Genomic DNA, 19,166 nt, shown 5'->3' on the forward strand with positions numbered 1-19,166 from the left:
CTAATTTTATAAATGAGATTCAAAAGCCAATCAGCCATGCTGATTGGCTTTTTTACTTTAGGCTTACACCTTAGCACTTAACTTGCAGCTTGAAGCTTTAGACTTAAAACTTTGGTTTAGAAGTGTAGCCGTCCATTGACTTTCCTCCCCAAAATCATCACAATAACGGCCTATTTTCGAGGTGCTTGCTGTATCTTCAGATACGTTTTATTTCAAAGGGTGAAATAGTCGCAAGATAATCGGGAAGTTGGTGCGTTTTCAGGGAGAAAACAATGCCAACACTGCCCCCGCAACGGTAATGTAGATGCCATGCATGTACAGAGTCCGGAGACCGGCCTTGAAGTAACTTACTATTCGCGTGTGCGGTGGGCACAGGCTAGGGGATATCATGCTAAATAAATCTGCGTTAGGCGTAGCGGTTGCTGCTGCGTTGTCTTTTTCTGTATCTGCTGACGAGCAATCAATCGAGCACATCACAGTTTCTGCCAATAAATTCGAACAATCAATTAATGATGTATTAGCCAGTGTTACTGTCATCGACCGCGCTGATATTGAAGCAAGCTATGTTCGTGACTTACCAAGCTTACTAGCCACTCAAGCAGGCTTTCAAATTAATGCCAATGGTGGTTTTGGGCAAAGCTCTGGTGTGTCATTACGTGGTGCAAGTTCTCGTCATACACTTATTTTAATTGATGGTGTACGCACAGGCTCTGCAACACTTGGCTATAAAAGTATTAGCAATATTCCTTTAAACAGTATTGAGCGTGTTGAAGTAATTAAAGGCTCACGTGCAGCTGTATATGGTTCTGATGCGCTAGCTGGTGTGATTAATATCATTACCCGTAAAGCACAAAACACGACCTTAGATGTTACTTTTGGCTCAGACTCTTACCAAGAGTACCAAGTAGCGACAGGTGGTCAGTTTGCAGGTGTTGATGTTGCCGTTAATGCCGGTTATGAAAAAACAGATGGTTTTGATGTTCTGCAAGGCTTAGCGCCAGATGAAGACGGCTACGAGAACAAAAACCTTGGCTTTAATCTTGGTTATCAAAATGAGCAGTTAGGTGAGTTTTTAGCGCAAGCACAATACTCAGAAGGCGAAGCAAAATACGATAGTGCTTATAGCCCTGCAGACAGCACCGTAGAAAAAGGCGAGTTCGAAAATTACCAAGCTTCACTAGGTTGGAAAAAGGCTTTCGAAAAACACAGTCATGCCATTGATATTGCCATATCAAGTGATAGCTCAGATGACTCACGCATTGATTACACGGGTGCAACGGTGGTTGATAAGTTTGAAACTGAGCGTGAGCAAATTGATTACAATGGCCAATACTTTTTCAATCAAGCACTGACTCTTAGTGGCGGTCTGAATTGGTATAAAGATGAAGTGAACACTAACTCAGGTACTTATTTAAAAGACAGCCGTGAAGTATTCGCTGCGTTTGTTGGCGCTTATTATGACGACGAACACGTGCTGGCAAACCTAACCGTTCGCCAAGATGATGATCAGCAGTTTGGTGATGAAACAACTTACACTGCAGCTGTTGGCTATCACTTAAATGACATCGCTACATTCCGCGTAAGTCAAAGCACAGGTTTTAAATCTCCAACATTTAATGACCTATATTACCCGGGCTCAGGTAACCCAGAGTTAAACCCTGAAACATCAGATAACCAAGAGCTTGGCTTATCACTCAATGTGAATGATATCAGCCTTGATATTGCGATTTTCCGCAGCGAAATCGACAACAAAATCGCTTGGGCACCAAATGCATCAGGGCAGTGGATCCCAACTAATATAAACGAAGCTCGCCATGAAGGTGTTGAATTTAGCTTTAAAAACCAAGTGTTTGGCTTTGATCACAGCTTTAACTTTACCTACCTTTCAGCTGAAGATACTGAGACAGGTCAGTCACTAACCTATGTGTCAAATCACAGTGTAAATTGGTCATTAAACAAAGCATGGGGTGATTTTGATGCTGGTATCGATATGCAATACCGTGGTGATCGTGATGGCAAGTTAACGCACTTACCATCGTATACGTTATGGAATTTAGTTGGTCACTACCAAGCGACTGACAACTTAACAGTGTCACTTCGTGTAGAAAACCTATTCGATAAAGAGTACAACGCCGTTGATGCCTATGGTACAGACCTAGATGGAGATTACATCAACGACGAATTTTATTATTACAACACGGCCGAGCGTCGCTTGTTTGTAGGTGCCCGTTATCAGTTCTAATAATAAGGAAAATTATTAGTTCTGCGTTTAAAAGCTCGCTACCTACTTAGCGGGCTTTTTTCATTTAAGTTTAGCTGCGTAATACTGTTCGAACTTTGCAAGCTTTGGGGCAATAAGAATACTGCAATAACCTTGATTTGGGTTTTCATTGTAATAGTCTTGATGGTACTGCTCTGCAGGGTAAAAGTTTGTAAGCGGACTCAGCTCGGTGACAATCGGCTCACGAATTTGCTTTTGTAAAGCATCAATCATGGCTTGAGATTCTGCTTTTTGCTGTTCATTATGATAATAAATAACACTGCGATACTGAGTGCCGACATCATTACCTTGGCGGTTTAATTGTGTGGCATCGTGTAAAGTGAAGAACATTTCAAGCAGGGTGTTATAGCTCACGATACTACTGTCAAAATCGAGCTGAACCACCTCAGCGTGACCCGTTAAGCCAGTACAAATTTGCTGATAACTAGGGTTTTCAATCTCACCGCCTGCATAGCCAGAGCTGACATTAAGCACGCCTTTCACACGTCTAAATGCGGCATCAATACACCAAAAGCAGCCGCCGCCAAAAGTGGCAATTTGTATGTTGTTATCCATATTAAACTCCCTTATCGTTTTGCTGACTATAGCCGAAAAAACAAAACGCCGTAAAGACGGCGTTTTGTATCAATAAAGTGCGTTTTAAATTTCTTCTAACGGCTTGTCTTTTGCTTGTTGTTCTAACTTGCTTTGTAAGTACTCAGGCGACTGAGTATTTCGAGCAAGTGCACTGTATGCTGCAGGTACCACGAATAAGGTAAGTAAGGTTGCAACAATAACACCAGTAAACACCACCACACCAATTACCATGCGGCTTTCTGCACCTGGGCCACTTGCAAGAACTAGCGGTACCGAGCTCATTACTGTGGTCAATGAGGTCATAATAATTGGGCGTAAACGCTGCGTAGCAGCTTGGCTAATCGCTTCGTTAAACTCAACGCCTTTATCGCGCAGTTGGTTGGCGAACTCAACAATCAAGATACCGTTTTTCGCACTTAAACCTATCAGCATTACAATACCAATTTGGCTGTAAATATTAAGAGTAAGTCCGGTGTACCACAAACCAAATAATGCTCCCACTAAACCAAGTGGCACAGTAAGCATGATCACAAATGGGTGAATAAAGCTTTCAAACTGGGCAGCAAGTACCAAAAAGGTGACTGTCAATGCCAGTATGAATACATAGGTCATTGCCGATGCGCCTTCATAGAACAGCTGCGATTCACCCTTGTAGTCGATTGCACCGTCGATGTCGTTTTCTTCTGCTGCAACTTGATTTAAGAAGTTAAGCGCTTCTTCTAGGGTATAACCATCTGCTAAGTTCGCACTTAACGTAATTGCGCGCATACGGTTATAACGGTTTAAACGCGATGCAGTGGCTTCTTCTTTTAAGCTAATTAAGCTATCAAGCGGTACTAATTCGCCACTGCGTGATTTTAAATAGATATTTGAGATATCAGTCGGATTAGCAAAGTCTTCTTTGGTGCCTTTTAAAATCACATCGTATTCTTCACCGCGGTCGATAAAGGTCGTTACGCGGCGTTGGCCTAACATGGTTTCGAGTGTGCGGCCCACATCCGATACAGAAACCCCTAAATCAGCGGCTTTGTTTTTATCAATGTTGATTAAAAACTGCGGGAACGTTTCTTTGTAATCATGATCGATTCTTACCATGCCTGGGTTTTTCTCAGCGCGCTTAATAATACGGTCTCGCCAATCGGCTAGTTGGTCGTAATCGTTACCTTGCAGTACAAATTCAATCGGGCGAGATGAACCACCGCCACCAATACCACGGCGCATAATTGCAAATGCACGCACATCGGTCACTTCAGTCATTTTGCCGCTGATTTCGTCCATTACTTCCCATGTTGAGCGCTTACGCTTATCCCAGTCGGCCATACCAATGATAGCAACACCACCTTGGCCGCCCCAGCCAGGTACACGAACAAGCACTCGGCTTAATTCACCAGATTCAGAGTAAGGCATTAAACGTTCTTCAATTTTTGCCATGTTTGCAGCGTTATTTTCATAACTTGCGCCCTCAGGACCACTCATCATGATAAAGAAAGTACCGCGGTCTTCTTTTGGCGTAAGCTCTGAAGGCACTTTTTGAAACAGCATAAAGCTGGCAACACCAGCCAAAATCATAGTCAGTAGCAAGCTCCATTTACGGCTCATATTTGAAGCCAGCGAGTTACGATAGGCGTTTTCGATTTTGTTAAAGGTTCTATCCATCCACTGGCTAAACTTGCTTTCTTTTTCTGAAGCTTTCAATACTTTAGAGCAAAGCGCTGGAGAAAGTGTTAATGCCGTAATACTAGAGAAGAACACTGCGGCGCTTACTGCCATCGCAAATTCTGTGAATAGGGCACCAATACGGCCATCCATAAACACTAGTGGCACGAACACCGCAATCAGTACGAGGGTGGTGGCAATAATCGCAAAGCCAACTTCACGGGCACCACGAAATGCAGCAAGCAGTGGTGGTTCACCCAGCTCTATACGGCGGTGAATATTCTCAAGCATTACAATCGCATCATCCACTACCAAACCGATAGCAAGCACGAGTGCCAGAAGAGTTAACAAGTTGATTGAGTAACCCATAGCGAGCAAGAACATAAAGCTACCCACTAACGCCACTGGTACGGTTACAGCAGGCACTAGGGTTGCGCGAATATTGCCTAAGAATAGGTAAATAACCAATACAACCAGCGCCATTGAAATCCCAAGGGTTCTATATACTTCATCAATAGACTCTTTGATGAAAATAGATGAGTCATAGCTGTCTTGAATGGTGGTACCTTCTGGCAGGTTACGCTTAATTTTTTCAAGCTCTGCGCGGGCATTATCAACCACGGTTAGGGTATTGGCTTTGGCTTGCTTGACGATACCCAAACCAATCATATTACGGCCATTACCACGGAATAAGCTTTCGTCGTCAGCAGCTTCTAGGTGAACATCAGCCACTTCACCTAAACGTACTAAATAGCCATCATCACCACGTTTGATCACTAAGTTTCTAAAATCTCGCTGATCTTTATAACTACGCGCGGTACGTACTGTAAAATCACGGTCGATAGATTCGATTTCACCGGCGGGTAATTCAACGTTTTCAGTGCGTAAGGTGTTTTCAATATCGCTACTGGTAATACCGCGTGCTGCCATCGCTTTACGGTTTAACCAAATTTTCATGGCGTATTTACGCTCGCCACCCACGCGTACGTTAGAAACACCATCAACAACGGCTAATCGGTCAACAATAAAGCGCTGTGCGTAATCAGATAACTGTAATGAATCCATGGTAGTACTGTTTAGTACGAACCAGGCAATTGGGCTTTCATCACTGTTTGATTTAGAGACCTCTGGTGGGCGAACTTGCTCAGGTAAGCTATCAAGGGCTCGGGCTACACGTTCGCGTACATCGTTTGATGCGGCATCGATATCGCGGCTGATATTAAACTCAATGGTGATGTTTGAGCGGCCATTTCGGCTCGACGAGTTAATACTTTTAATGCCTTCGATACCCGAAATGCGGTTTTCGAGTACTTGGGTGATTTTAGTTTCAATGATCTCTGCGCTGGCGCCGGTGTAATCAGTGCTCACACTAACAATCGGTGTTTCAATATCTGGGTATTCGCGCAGTGGTAGCATAGAAAATGCCACCAAACCAAAGGTAAGTAACAACAGGTTTATTACGATCGCAAAGACCGGGCGTTTAACGCTAGTATCAGTAATTTTCATGGTTTAGCCCTTGATACTTACTTTGCTGCCAGTACGGATCTTAATGATGCCTTCAGTCACGACTTGCTGACCATTTTCAAGGCCTTTATCAATAGCTACCCAGCCATTGTGACGACCCGCTACATGTACTTCGACTTTGTTAGCAACGCCATCTTCAATTTGGAACACGTAGTGTTTGTCTTGCTGAGGAATGACGGCTTTCTCTGGTACCATTAGCGCTTGGTTTGAGCTTAACTCTAATGCTGTATTTAACAGCATGCCTGGGCGTAATAGGCCTTTTTCATTGATAAAGCTTGCTGTCACTTCAACGCTACGAGTGACTGAATCGATACGCGAGCTAATGTGGGTCACTTTACCGTTGAAGGTTTTTTCTGGGTAAGCATCATTTTGCGTCATCACTTTCATACCCAGTTGTAACTGCGCTAGGTATTTTTCTGGCACTTTAAAGTCGACTTTAATGATACTGATATCATCAAGGGTGGTGATGTTTGTAGTATTGCTAACATAAGTACCAATTGAAATCTCGCGCTTGCCAAGTAAGCCAGAAAACGGTGCTTTAATTGTCATTTCTGCCAGCTTGGTTTTGGCGCTCTCAAGCTGCGCCTCGGTTGCATCAACACGTGAAAGCTGCTCTTCTAGTAAAGATTTAGCCGTTGATTGTGAGCGTGATAGCTCAGTGAGACGATCAAGTTGACGGCGCTCTTCGCGTAAATTAATGCTTAGCTCTTTAACTGCTAATTCTTCTTCTTGAGACTGTAACTGAACCAGTTTTTGACCTTTACTGACTAAGTCGCCATCATTGAAAAATATATCTGTAACATAATCGTTTTGCGCACTGCGAATATAGATCGCTTGGTTAGCACGAGCGCTACCTATTGCTTCTATGAGCACAGCATTTTCTTCAGATGTGACAGTGTGAGCTGTTACTTGAGTTGCAGCGCCTGAGAAGTTGCTCTGCTCACCTTGGCTCGAAGGAAGGTATAAGTAAATGCATAACCCTAGAAAAAGGGTAATAATAAAAGGGAATAGTGCCTTACCAGATTGTGTAGAGTACATCGTCGTGTTACCAGAAATTTAGTTGAGTGTAGTGTACAAAATTAGTACGTGCCACGTATGTCAGGTATCTCATAAATTTGTGCATTTAGCGTAAAAGTGAAAAGTTATGCTAATTTGTTCCTTTATTGTGACAAATTAAGAAAGGTTTAGAATGAGTAAAGCACCAAAGTGTAATTATTGTTTAACGCTCAGAAAAATAATATTGGTCACAATTGTGATGTTTATTTTTTACTTCTCTGTTTATGGATAAAAATCTTCCTGCACTAAAAGTGCGTGCTCAATCATCTCGCCATGGCAGTGAGTTTTTAATTGTTGGCGGAATTGGGTTAATCATTATTATGCTGGTTAACTTATTGAGACCCGGTGAAATTAGCATTGTTGAGATTTTTTTAGCCACAACCTGCATAGCGGCAATTTTTATTGGCTTTTTAAAAACTCAAGAACCATACTTTAGCTTAACTTTTACTCAGAATTTGCTTATTTATCATCATAAGATTGGGAATTGGCAGTTAAATCGTGCTAATTTTCATCATAGTGGTATACCAAAAGTGGAACAGGGCTTAGAATACCTTGAGTTAAATGCAGTTGGTATTAAACTCAATAACATAGATGAATTTTTAACACAGATTCACCCAAGAATTGCCGGACGATTACTTATCGAGCAACGTCATTTATTTATGCAAGTCATTCAAAAGTATTGCAAAAATGGTGATTGCCCATCAGAATGGTTAATGGAAGAGACGGACTACACGGCCCCTAGTGGTCAGATTTATAAAGGATTGATTGCCATGTTTGCCAATCGTACGCAACATTTAAGGCAGTTGACAGGATACGATTTACTATTACCTGCCAATGTTCTTGATGTTGATATTTGGCAATTCAGTGCTGATTTGAATCGTTGGAAACTGAACCCTAAAGAGTTTTTAGAGACTCGCTTACAGAAAAGTAAGCTATAGGCGGCAGTTATGTAGTAGGAAAAGACTATGAGTCAAGAACGTTCTTTTATTAAAAGCGGTCGAAACACAATTATACATAAAGATAAGAAACTCGATTTAGTGGTTGTGAATGGTGAGAACCATCCGCGCATTAAAGTTACTCAAAATGGTTTAGAGCCGTTTAAAGAAGACCTGCCAAAAAATCGTCGCGAGGCTAAAGAGCGTTATTTAGAAATGGTGTATGTATCAAGCCCAGATGTATTTGCAGAAGAAAAACGTTTGTTGTTTATCCAAGCCCTAGATGGCAGAGAATACAAAGTTGATTACAGTAAAATAGGCACCAAGCTCTTCGTACGTATCCACCAAGAAAGTTATTTATAACCCCAAGTTTGGCATTTTAATTGCTAGTTGTTAGTTTATTTGGCAGCCGGTTATTGCCGGCTTTGTATTTTAAGGTGGTATTCATGAGATTAGTGCCTCTTAGCCTAATAGCATTAACAACATTAACAGCTTGTGGTGGTGGCGGTTCGAGTGATTCGAATACAATCGCAGCGACAGTTAATGCTGGTTCAGATCAACAAATTATTGAAAAAAGTGAATTTACTGTCTCAGCTAAAGGCTCTCCTGCAGATGGTACCTTTACCTGGGAGCGTGTCAGTGGCCCCGCAGTAGAAGGTTTTCCTGCCGAAGGTGCTGAACAAACCATTACAGCTCCTGATATTAAACTTAACTCAGAACTTGTTTTAAAAGTAAATTACCAAACCGACGATGGGCAACTTGTTTCCGATCAGGTCAGTATTTTTATTACCTCGAATAATCAACTGCCAGTTGCAGTGATCACCCAAACTGCGCCAGAAGAGTTACCGTCAAAATATAATGATGTGATCACATTAAGTGGCGAAGAATCTGCTGATATAGATGAAAACGGTACAGTTGACAGTTATTTATGGACTCAACTTGATGGCCCTGATTTAACGGCTGACAACTACAACAACCAAACCATTAGCTTTACTCACCCACTACTTGAATCAAATACAGCGATGACATGGCGTTTAACTGTAACGGATGATGAAGGTGGCTCAGCAAGTACAGAGGCGTCGTTCACCTTAAACAAAACGGTTGAGGTAATTATTGCTGATGCAGGTGTTGATCAGCAGGTTATCGAGTTTGATACCGTAACCCTTGATGCCAGCAATAGTGAAATTGTGACGGCAACAAAATCATGTTTTTGGCAGCAATTAACAGGCGAAACCGTGACCTTGGCAAACCAGAACCAATGTATCACGACGTTTGTAGCCCCTGATGTTGATACCGATTCAGAGCTTAGTTTTGAAGTTACCGTGACAGACAGTAAATCGCGTAGCGACACAGATACAGTGATTATTGATATTAGCCCAAAACCACTGGGGTTAATTAACGATACCGGGATGAGTGATTGCTACAACAATTCGCAAAAAATTAACTGTGACAGCGAAGACTTCCCAAGCCAAGACGCAGATATAGGTCGTGACAGCGTCGCAAATCAGCTCGATAAAGTCGGCCTAGGTGATTTGGCATTTGATTTTACTAAGATGAATGAGTTTGCTGACGAACTTCCAGATGATGCGACTAGCTTTAGTTGCGTACGCGATAATGTAACTGGGCTTATTTGGGAAGTAAAAGAAGCAAGTTCAACATTGCCACCGGCAACCTCCGAGCGTGCAGCATCAAATCATTATACTTGGTATTTAAATGGTTCAAGCGGTGTGCAAACGGGTAGTATACAAGGGGCTGCGGGCTCTACCTGTCCAAGCACCAGTGACTGTGGCCTACAAACTTACATTAATGATGTGAACAGCAGCGACTTTTGCGGTGGTACAAACTGGCGTGTGCCAACTTACACGGAATTATTAGGGTTATTAGATTATGCCAAGCAAGGTGAGTCTACGTTACTTAACAGTGACTTCTTCCCAAATCAACCAAGTGATACTCAGTTAAGCACTGGTAGCAGTTCATTTATGCCTTATTGGACTTCGCAAACCGCGGCAGACGGTACAAGTTTATCGCAAGCTTATATTATCGATATGAGTAGTGCTAATGATTTAGCCTATCCGAAAAGTAACACCGCCTTTGTGCGCTTAGTTAGAACGCCAGGAGAGTAATATGCGAAAGTTACCATTAATTACAGCACTTACAGTTATTGCTCTTCAATCGGGTTATGCCGCTGCGCAAGTATGTTATAGCGCTGTCAATGAAACGACTCCTGATAGCCGCTTTGTTATTAACGAAGATGGCACAGTGAGCGACAGCGAAACAGGTCTAATGTGGCAACGTTGTACGTTTGGTCAAAGCTACAACGCTGAAACGGATACGTGTGAAGGTAATAGTCAGCAGCTTACTTGGGGCGAAGCTTTACGCGGGGCTGAAAATGCAACCTTTGCTGATTACAGCGATTGGCATGTGCCAAATGTTAAAGAGTTAGCCAGTATTTTAGAGCATAGTTGTGTGCAGCCTAGCATTAACGAAAACGCATTTTTATCGACTAAGCTGCAAAACTACTGGAGTAGCACTTCAGGGATCAGTCGCACTGATCTAGCTTGGGTGTATCAATTTGATAAAGGCATCAACAGTCTTCACGCAAAAACGTCCGATGTTTATTTGCGTTTAGTGCGCTACGAAAAGTAACCTTTAATAATCTTTAACCGCGCTTGCTCAAGCGCGGTTTTTATTTCTGCGCCTTTAATACCTTGCGCAATAAACTGTTGCGGGTTAACAGCTCGTGCTTGGGTGGCTGCGTTTTTGAGAGAGTCATAACAAACTACAGGCTGTTGGTGACTAACTTCTAATGTTTTGAGTACTTGCTCAAAACGTTCAGGGCGACGCCATAAATCAAGTTGATTAAAGCAAGCAAAAACGGTCTCGCTAGTCGGCTTTTCTGCACTTAAACTTGTTTGATGAGTTTGGCTAAACAGCGCTAAATCGCGCACTTCATTAGGTAAGCGTATGTTGCTAGCTATCGCTTTTATCTCATTGCTTGAAAGCGCTAAGGTAACTTGGCTGAATAATAACGCAGTGTCACTAATTTGTTGTTCATTCGCATAGGCAAAGCGAGCTTGTAAGGTACGGTAAAGCTCATCACACCATTTACTTTCAAGCTCAGGGCTAATTACATACAGACCATGGATGCTGGCAAGTACATTCAGAAACTCGCTAAATGCGCCATCACTGAGGGATTTTTCGCATTCTAACCAAACGCGTTCAGCAGTTAGCGTGTTCAGTTCACCGGCTTTAACCATCTCGGTCAATAGTGACTGGGTTTCTGGCGCAATAGTAAAACCTAGGTAATGATAACGAGCAGCAAAGCGGGCTACTCGCAATATGCGTAGAGGGTCTTCACTAAAGGCATCTGAGACATGGCGTAAGACACGATTTTCAAGATCCTGCTGGCCAGAGAATGGGTCAACTAAGCTGCCATCTTGGGCTTGTGCTATGGCGTTTACGGTGAGATCTCGACGAACTAAGTCTTGCTCTAATGTGACATCCGGCGCGAAATCACAAATGAAGCCAGTGTAACCTTGACCTTGTTTTCGCTCGGTGCGCGCCAGCGCATATTCTTCTTTACTTTGTGGGTGTAAAAATACCGGAAAATCTTTACCAACTTGTTGATAACCTTGGCTGATCAGTTGTTCTGGCGTGGCACCAACTACCACATAGTCGCGTTCTTTAACGTCACGACCAAGTAGGGCGTCTCTGACTGCGCCACCGACTAAATAAACCTGCATAAAACACCTATAATTTTACCTTTTCGCTATTTTACGTTATTTAACCAATAAAATGTAAACAAGGTTTTAAGTAGCGATGTTTTTTGCCATTATAGACCGTGATTTTAAACGCAAGGAATAACACGGTGTATTTAAGCTATTTTGGCTTGTCAGAAAAACCCTTTTCGATTGCCCCAAATCCTGAGTATTTATTTCTTAGTGAGCGCCACAAAGAGGCATTAGCGCACCTTACCTATGGATTAGGTGAAGCGGGAGGCTTCGTATTATTAACAGGCGAAGTGGGTACAGGTAAAACAACACTAACAAGAAGCCTGCAAGAGCAGTTACCTGAAAACACGCAAGTGGCACAAATTCATAACCCAGCTTTGTCACAGCTTGAGCTGCTTGCCAGTATTTGTGACGAATTAAAGATTGAGTATGACAGCGCGAATGCGACTCTGAAGACACTTACTGATGTGATTAAAAAGCACCTTGAGGCAAATAATCAAGCGGGCGGTCATACCATTTTAATTATTGATGAAGCTCAATTACTCGCTCCTGATGTGCTAGAGCAATTGCGCCTGTTAACCAATATCGAAACAGATCATAAAAAGCTACTGCAAATTGTGTTAGTAGGGCAACCTGAACTGCAAGAGTTATTAAAACGCACTGAATTAAGGCAGCTTGCCCAGCGCATTACGGCTCGTTATCACTTATTGCCACTTACTGAAGGGCAGGTGTTTGCCTATGTTAAGCATCGTTTATTTAAAGCGGGGACAGAGCAAGCATTGTTCTCAGGGGATGCGTTAAAAGCGATTTATCAGGTTACTCAAGGGGTGCCGAGATTAATCAATTTGTTGTGTGAGCGGTGCCTCGTTGGTGCATTTTCACAGCAAAAGCTAAGTATCGACAGTGAGCTTGTAATGCTCTCTGCTGCTGAGGCTCTTCCTCCAACCAGTACCCCTGTTGCAACAGTAACAAATAAAGAGCCGAGTTATGTTTGGCTTTACCCAGTTTCATTTTTAGCCGTATTAGGAATGGGTATTGGTTTATCCTACCTAATATAACGAGTGTTCATTTATGTCCTTATTATTAGATGCAATTAAACAGTCTGATCAGCATGCACAAACTGCTGTAGATCATGACCAAGCCGCTCTTGCGCTCAAACAACAGCAAGAATTAACGCGCTATCGCCGTTTGGCCTTTTCATTTGGCCTATTACTGGCGGCGATATTAACCCTTATGGCAGGTTTTTCGATTGGTAAATGGTTACAGCAAACTAAAGTTGCTGAGCAGCCAAAGGTTGTTAATAACAGTAATGAAGCCGCAGAAAGCGTTGCGACTGAAGTTGAGGCAAACCCTGAAACACAACAACCAACGATGCAACAGCAAGTAGCACAAAGCCAAACCCCGCAAGTGACCAATAACTCAGGGCAATCACCTGCCATGCCACAAGGGCAAGTGCATCAATCTGTACCGCAACAAATGATGCAGCAGACTCCAGTGCAAGGTCAGCAATATCAGTGGGTGCAAGTTCCGGTAAATTCAGCCCCTGTGTATGCTAATCAAGGTTATCAAGTTCAGCCTCAGTACCAGCAGCAAGCTATGTATCAAAATCAGCCCGTGTATCAATCACAGCCACAGTTTTCGCAGCCAATGCAGCAAATCAATCCGCAGCAAATGAGCAGTAATGGCATTGATTTAAGTAAATATAAGGTGCTAGGCAAGCCGCTTGATGGTCAGCCAAGTCAACCAGCTTCTCAACCATCAACAAATGATGAATTAAGAGATGTGCCAGATACATTGAAAGATGCCTTTGCTAAAGCGGTTGAAGATGTTGATAACAAACATAGTGTTGATATTACCCGTAGCACTAAAAACACGTCTTATGCAGAGCCTATTGAGCTCTTGCCTGACGCATTACAAAGCCTTATTCCTACCATTAAATACCAAGCGCATATTTATGCTTCAGAAACATCGAAGCGCTGGATCAAGTTAAATGGTCGAGAGTTATATGAAGGCGATAACATCGGCGTGTTATCAGTAATTGAAATTACCCCAGAGCAGAGCTTATTAAGTTACGATGGCTATGAGTTTACCTTAAAAGCATTACAAGACTGGCCTGAATAGCCAGTCCTGAGCTTAAGGGATTAAGGTAAAATTGAGTTCTTAAAAAAGCGGATCAGGTCGATGTTGAACTCAGTCGGCCTGATGGCGGCTTCTAAACTGTCGTGACAGCGACTATTTGCTAAGTTTATATCCTGTATTTCGGTATAGCGTGCATGTTTAGCGTTATAGAACACTTTAACTTGAGGTTTTAAAGGGCTAGTAGGGTTACTGTGAGTGACCACACCTAATTTTTGGCTTTCAAGTTTCACTAAGGTGCCGACTGGGTGAACACCGATGCACTGAATAAACTTAGTGACTAGGTCTCCGTCAAAGCTATCGGGGCAGCCATCTTTAAGTATCTTAAATGCCTTAATTGGCTCCATACCAGCTTTATAGACCCGCTCTGCGGTTAATGCATCATAAACATCAACAATCGAAGCCATACGTACGTACAAGCTAATCTCTTCAGCACTTTTACCAAATGGGTAGCCACTGCCGTCTAAGCGTTCGTGATGGAAGCCTGCTATATCAACAGCAATTCCGCTCAAGCCTGCTTGTTCTAAAATTTCTTTACTAAAACGAGCATGGTCTTGAATAGTTTGGTATTCGGCATCGGTTAATTTTCCGGGTTTATTGAGTATTTCATCGGGAATATTTATTTTTCCAATATCGTGCAGTAAAGCACCGGTCGCAAGCTCCTCAATAATGGTTTTTTCGATACCTAAGTGTTTAGCAAAGATACTAATTAAAATCGAAACATTGATTGAATGTTCAAGTAGATAAGTATCTTTGTCACGCATACGGGTGATACAAGCAAGCGCATCTTGGTTACGAAAAACCGAGTCAATAAATCCAGTCGCGAGCTCTTGAAAAGGGGCAATATCAATTTTGTTGCCATTACGAATATCGTCAAAGGCTTTACTTTGTAATGATCTTGCTTCGTTATATAAGTTATTGGCTTTAGTCATTTCTGCCGACACACTGTGAGTGGTGTGCCAAGGATCGAAAGCGGCAGCGTCTCCTACTGGTTGCGGATTGTGTTGCTGCTCAACCACTTTATTGTCACTGTCTAAGGTCAGTGTTTTGTCTGGATCGATCGAAATTTCTAATATGCCAGCTTTGATCAGCTTGTCTATACTTCCCTGTGTTTTAACCCAACCTTGGTTTTTTATACGGATCTTGCCTGTTTGTTTTGTCACGCTCTGTACAAACATGCCCGGCTTAAGTTGATTGATAGGAAGTGTTTTCAAGACCTTTACTTCTAAACGACTACAATAATATAAAATTAGCAGAAAGTTCGTGTATCAGTAAATAATAATAGTAAAAAGGAGGGGTTTTTATGGCTGTAAACAAAAAGCCCTCGACTAGCGAGGGCTTTCTCATTTAGTTATTGCAATACAACTTACTCGTCGTCTTCAACCAAGGTCATTAGTGATGTGTTACCACCTGATGCGGTTGTATCAACGCTGATTGTTTTCTCAGTCAGTAAGCGCTTGATTAGCGTGTCGTAGTACTCAGAGCTGATCACTGGCAGGATTGCACCTTTACGTTGTGCTAGCTGCTGGCTAAAGTAGCCTAAACGTGATGAACGAGCCGCAACAACCGCACCTGCAAGGTGAGGGTGCGCTAAGATAGCTTGTAACTGATTAGGTTTAGCAACTTGGAATACACCTTCAGCGATACCTGTAGAGATAAACTTGTCTCTGAATGCAACCGCTTCGTCAAAGAATAACTCAGAAGCAACCGTGATTACCGTGTTACCTGCAGCAAGTGCTGTGATAATCGAAATTGCCCAGAAGTTAAATGACGTACTCTTATCTGCATAACAAACCACACAACCACGAGGCTCTAAGTGAAGTGTGTTTGACTCACCCGTTGGCCCAGGCAACACAGTGTGCTTACGCATGTGTTTTTCAAGACGGTTAAGTTGCGCACGTGCATCAGCTAGCGTTAATGCTAAGTCATCGGCAAGCTCGTCAATAATTTCTACAGTCGCTACTTTTGCAAGTAATTGACGTACAGCAGAAACTCGGTCATTTAGTGGTGTCGCACGCCAGATCTTCTCATCGCGTAATGAGTTATCCATTAGCTTAGCAACTTGCTCAGCTGCACCTGAATAGTGGTGAGTATCTAACTCATCAGGTGTTAGGTTAGTCATTTGTACGTTATCTGGTGATGCTTTTTCTTTCACTAGACGTTGTAGGTAGTTAGGGCCACCCGCTTTAGGACCAGTACCAGATAAACCACGGCCACCGAAAGGTTGTACGCCAACAATCGCACCGATCATATTACGGTTGATGTAAACGTTACCCGCACGTGACATTTTCGCTAGGTACTCACAGCGCTCTTCGATACGTGAATGCACACCCATCGTTAAGCCAAAGCCCGTGCCATTGATTTGGTCAATCACGTTATCAAGCTCTGTGCCTTTAAAGCGGATGATATGTACACAAGGACCAAATACTTCGCGCTTAAGTACAGATAAATCTTTGATTTCGTATAAACGAGGCGCAAAGAAGTAAGCACCATTTTCACTGTTATCAGGAATAGCACACTCATAGTGAAGTGTTGCATTACCTTTTAAGTATTCAACGTGGTCACTTAAGTTTTTAAGTGCTTTTTCGTCGATAACCGGGCCGATATCTGTTGAAAGTAATGAAGGGTCGCCAACGTGAAGTTCTTTTAAAGCGCCTTTGATCATCTCAATGATGCCATCGGCAACGTCTTCTTGTAAGAATAATACACGTAGTGCAGAACAGCGTTGACCAGCACTTTGGAAACCTGAACTGATTACATCATCAACAACTTGCTCTGGTAGAGCAGTTGAGTCAACGATCATACAGTTTTGACCACCCGTTTCAGCAATAAGCGGTACTTGAATATCATTACGCGCAGCCAATGTTTGCGAAATAACAGTACCGGTTTCTGTAGAACCTGTGAACATAACTGCTTGAATACGCTCATCAGGAACGATGGTTTTACCTACTTCGCTACCACGAGCAATAACAGGTTGTACAACGTGCTCTGGTAAGCCAACAGATAGCATAAGTTCAATGGTACGAAGTGCAATTAAGCTTGTTTGCTCAGCAGGTTTAGCAATAACTGTGTTACCTGTCACGATTGCCGCAGCAATTTGACCTAGGAAGATTGCAAGTGGGAAGTTCCATGGGCTGATACATAAGATCACACCACGTGCTTCAAAACGCTCGTCTTCAGAAAGTTCCTCTGCGCGTGCAGCGTAGTAGCGGCAGAAATCCACTGCTTCACGAACTTCATCGATACCATCTTGAGTTACTTTACCCGCTTCTTTGATACACAGTGCCACTAACTCATCGTGGTGACGCTCTAAGATATCAGCAACACGGCGTAATAAGTTTGCGCGCTCTTTTACTGGCGTTTGTGACCATGACTCAAATGCTTTTTCTGCATTTTCTAAAAGTGCAGTCATTTCGTCTGAAGATTGTAGCTTCACATGACCAATGATTTCTTTGTGATTCGCAGGGTTCTTCACCGGAAGAGAGCCTTCTGGCACATCGCTTAATTCAATGCGGTGCTCAGCAAACCAGGTATCAAGGTTTTCTTTAAATGGTGTGATTACGTTGATATCAGTTAAGTCCATGCCTTTTGAATTAGCACGTTCTTCACCGTATAAATCAATTGGCATCTTGATTTGCGTGTTGTACTTGTTACGTAAACCTTGCAGTGTTTCTACAGGGTCAGGTAACAGTGATTCAACAGGCTTAGTGGTATCAACAATCGCATTTACGAATGATGAGTTAGCACCGTTTTCTAATAAACGACGTACTAAGTAGGCAAGTAAGTCTTCATGTTGACCTACAGGCGCGTAAACACGACATTGAATTTTTTCTTGGCTTACGATTTGGTCGAATAACGACTCACCCATACCGTGTAGGCGTTGGAATTCAAAACCTTCGTTATCACCTTTTGCAACTTCTAAGATTGTTGCTGCAGTGTAGGCGTTGTGTGTAGCAAATTGCGGGTACAATACATCACGTGCTTCAAGTAGTTTGATAGCACAGGCTTTGTAAGAAACGTCTGTGGTCGCTTTACGCGTGAATACAGGGTAGTGATCTAAACCATCTTGTTGAGTGGTTTTGATTTCTGTATCCCAGTATGCGCCTTTTACAAGACGAACCATTAGTTTACGACCAACGCGACGAGCTAGCTCTGCAACCCATTCAACCACAAAAATAGCGCGTTTTTGGTATGCTTGAACTGCTAAACCAAAGCCGTTCCAGTTACCTAAATCGTCATCACTGAATACTGCTTCAATAACATCTAAAGAGATATCTAAGCGGTCAGCTTCTTCAGCATCAACAGTAAAGCCGATATCGTAGCTTTTCGCTGCAAGTGCAAGTTCTTTTAACTTAGGTACGATTTCAGCAATAACACGTTCACGATGTGTGAACTCATAGCGTGGGTGAATCGCAGAAATTTTAACTGAGATACCAGGGCTCTTGATTGGACCACGGCCATTTGCTGCTTTACCAATTGCATGGATAGCTGTCATGTAGCTGTTGAAGTAACGCTCTGCATCTTTCATTGTGCGTGCGCCTTCACCTAGCATATCGTATGAGTATACGTAGCCTTTTTGCTCTTTATCGGCTGCACGTTCAATCGCTTCGTTGATAGTACGACCCATAACGAATTGTTTACCCATGATCTTCATCGCGAAGTTCACAGATTTACGAATAACAGGCTCACCTAAACGACCAATTGTTTTTTTAAGAACACCGAATTGCTGCTCTTTTGATTTGTCGCTGTAGTTAACCATTTTACCGGTTACTAACAGACCCCAAGAAGAGGCGTTTACAAATAAAGAATCGCTGCTACCTAAATGCGAGCTCCAGTCACCTTTAGCAAGTTTGTCACGAATTAGTGACTCTTGCGTTGCTTTATCTGGAACACGTAATAGTGCTTCTGCAAGACACATTAATACAACGCCTTCTTCACTCGAAAGTGAGAATTCATTTAGTAATGCATCTACACCGCTTTGACCATCCTGATCGCGACGGATATTTAAAACCATTTGACGAGCACGTTCCCACGCTCGGCTACGCGCTTTCACGCCTACTTCAGCCAAAGGCAAAATATGATCAATAACCGCATTTTCGTCAATACGGTAGAAATCACGGATCTTTTGTCTAATTGGACATTCAGTTGTCAAATCGCCATTAAATAGCATATGTAACCCTCTGGTATGTGGAGTCTAGAAATGAACTTATTGCATTTCTTACCATTGATATAATTCGTGCATTCTAATTAAAATCCAGCAGAATATGCTGG

At 42.6% G+C, this 19,166-nt stretch carries 13 protein-coding genes and 1 riboswitch; of the genes, 7 read left to right on the plus strand and 6 right to left on the minus strand.

Going from position 1 to position 19,166, the window contains the following annotated elements:
* The first annotated feature begins 198 nt into the window (after positions 1–198).
* Positions 199–354, plus strand: a riboswitch (cobalamin riboswitch).
* A gap of 34 nt (positions 355–388) precedes the next feature.
* Complete coding sequence (locus L1266_RS05530; RefSeq protein ID WP_138599676.1) at positions 389–2,242, plus strand: TonB-dependent receptor domain-containing protein; 1,854 nt, start codon at positions 389–391, stop codon at positions 2,240–2,242.
* Between the two features lie 60 nt (positions 2,243–2,302).
* On the opposite strand, the gene msrA is transcribed toward L1266_RS05530, so the two are convergent.
* From msrA to L1266_RS05545, 3 genes are all read right to left on the minus strand, one after another.
* Positions 2,303–2,836 (minus strand): peptide-methionine (S)-S-oxide reductase MsrA, encoded by a 534-nt coding sequence (gene msrA / locus L1266_RS05535; protein WP_054551107.1) that lies wholly within the window; start codon positions 2,834–2,836, stop codon positions 2,303–2,305.
* A gap of 84 nt (positions 2,837–2,920) precedes the next feature.
* Positions 2,921–6,019, minus strand: coding sequence for an efflux RND transporter permease subunit (locus L1266_RS05540; protein WP_138619264.1), 3,099 nt, complete (start codon positions 6,017–6,019; stop codon positions 2,921–2,923).
* 3 nt (positions 6,020–6,022) lie between these two features.
* The gene (locus tag L1266_RS05545; protein ID WP_138619266.1) at positions 6,023–7,075 is read right to left on the minus strand and encodes an efflux RND transporter periplasmic adaptor subunit; all 1,053 of its coding nucleotides are present in this window, start codon (positions 7,073–7,075) and stop codon (positions 6,023–6,025) included.
* Between the two features lie 242 nt (positions 7,076–7,317).
* On the opposite strand from L1266_RS05545, the gene L1266_RS05550 reads away from it, so the two are divergent.
* The 4 genes from L1266_RS05550 to L1266_RS05565 all read left to right on the plus strand — a co-directional run bounded on the left by L1266_RS05550 (position 7,318) and on the right by L1266_RS05565 (position 10,674).
* The gene (locus L1266_RS05550) at positions 7,318–8,031 is read left to right on the plus strand and encodes a DUF2982 domain-containing protein (RefSeq protein ID WP_235377055.1); all 714 of its coding nucleotides are present in this window, start codon (positions 7,318–7,320) and stop codon (positions 8,029–8,031) included.
* A 27-nt stretch (positions 8,032–8,058) separates the two neighbouring features.
* Positions 8,059–8,391 (plus strand): hypothetical protein, encoded by a 333-nt coding sequence (locus L1266_RS05555; RefSeq protein WP_054551111.1) that lies wholly within the window; start codon positions 8,059–8,061, stop codon positions 8,389–8,391.
* 83 nt (positions 8,392–8,474) lie between these two features.
* Positions 8,475–10,151: an Lcl C-terminal domain-containing protein gene (locus L1266_RS05560; protein ID WP_138619268.1), complete on the plus strand. Its 1,677-nt coding sequence runs from the start codon at positions 8,475–8,477 to the stop codon at positions 10,149–10,151.
* 1 nt (position 10,152) lies between these two features.
* Entirely contained in the window at positions 10,153–10,674 is a 522-nt protein-coding gene (locus L1266_RS05565; RefSeq protein WP_054551113.1) for an Lcl C-terminal domain-containing protein, read from the plus strand.
* Here the strand turns inward: L1266_RS05565 and L1266_RS05570 are convergent.
* Positions 10,662–11,771: a tRNA nucleotidyltransferase gene (locus tag L1266_RS05570; RefSeq protein WP_138619270.1), complete on the minus strand. Its 1,110-nt coding sequence runs from the start codon at positions 11,769–11,771 to the stop codon at positions 10,662–10,664. The two genes, L1266_RS05565 and L1266_RS05570, sit on opposite strands and share 13 nt — an antisense overlap.
* A 125-nt stretch (positions 11,772–11,896) precedes the next feature.
* On the opposite strand from L1266_RS05570, the gene L1266_RS05575 reads away from it, so the two are divergent.
* A complete protein-coding gene (locus L1266_RS05575) occupies positions 11,897–12,817 on the plus strand; it encodes an ExeA family protein (protein ID WP_138599682.1) in 921 nt (306 codons plus the stop codon).
* Positions 12,818–12,830: 13 nt separating this feature from the next.
* Entirely contained in the window at positions 12,831–13,880 is a 1,050-nt protein-coding gene (locus L1266_RS05580) for a general secretion pathway protein GspB (protein ID WP_138599683.1), read from the plus strand.
* 20 nt (positions 13,881–13,900) lie between these two features.
* On the opposite strand, the gene L1266_RS05585 is transcribed toward L1266_RS05580, so the two are convergent.
* The gene (locus L1266_RS05585) at positions 13,901–15,109 is read right to left on the minus strand and encodes an HD-GYP domain-containing protein (RefSeq protein WP_235377056.1); all 1,209 of its coding nucleotides are present in this window, start codon (positions 15,107–15,109) and stop codon (positions 13,901–13,903) included.
* 152 nt (positions 15,110–15,261) lie between these two features.
* On the minus strand, positions 15,262–19,065 hold the full coding sequence (putA, locus tag L1266_RS05590; protein WP_235377057.1) for a bifunctional proline dehydrogenase/L-glutamate gamma-semialdehyde dehydrogenase PutA: 3,804 nt from the start codon (positions 19,063–19,065) through the stop codon (positions 15,262–15,264).
* Positions 19,066–19,166: the final 101 nt, after the last annotated feature.

The sequence above is a fragment of the Pseudoalteromonas sp. Cn5-37 genome (assembly GCF_021532495.1).
GTDB classification, from domain to species: domain Bacteria; phylum Pseudomonadota; class Gammaproteobacteria; order Enterobacterales; family Alteromonadaceae; genus Pseudoalteromonas; species Pseudoalteromonas simplex.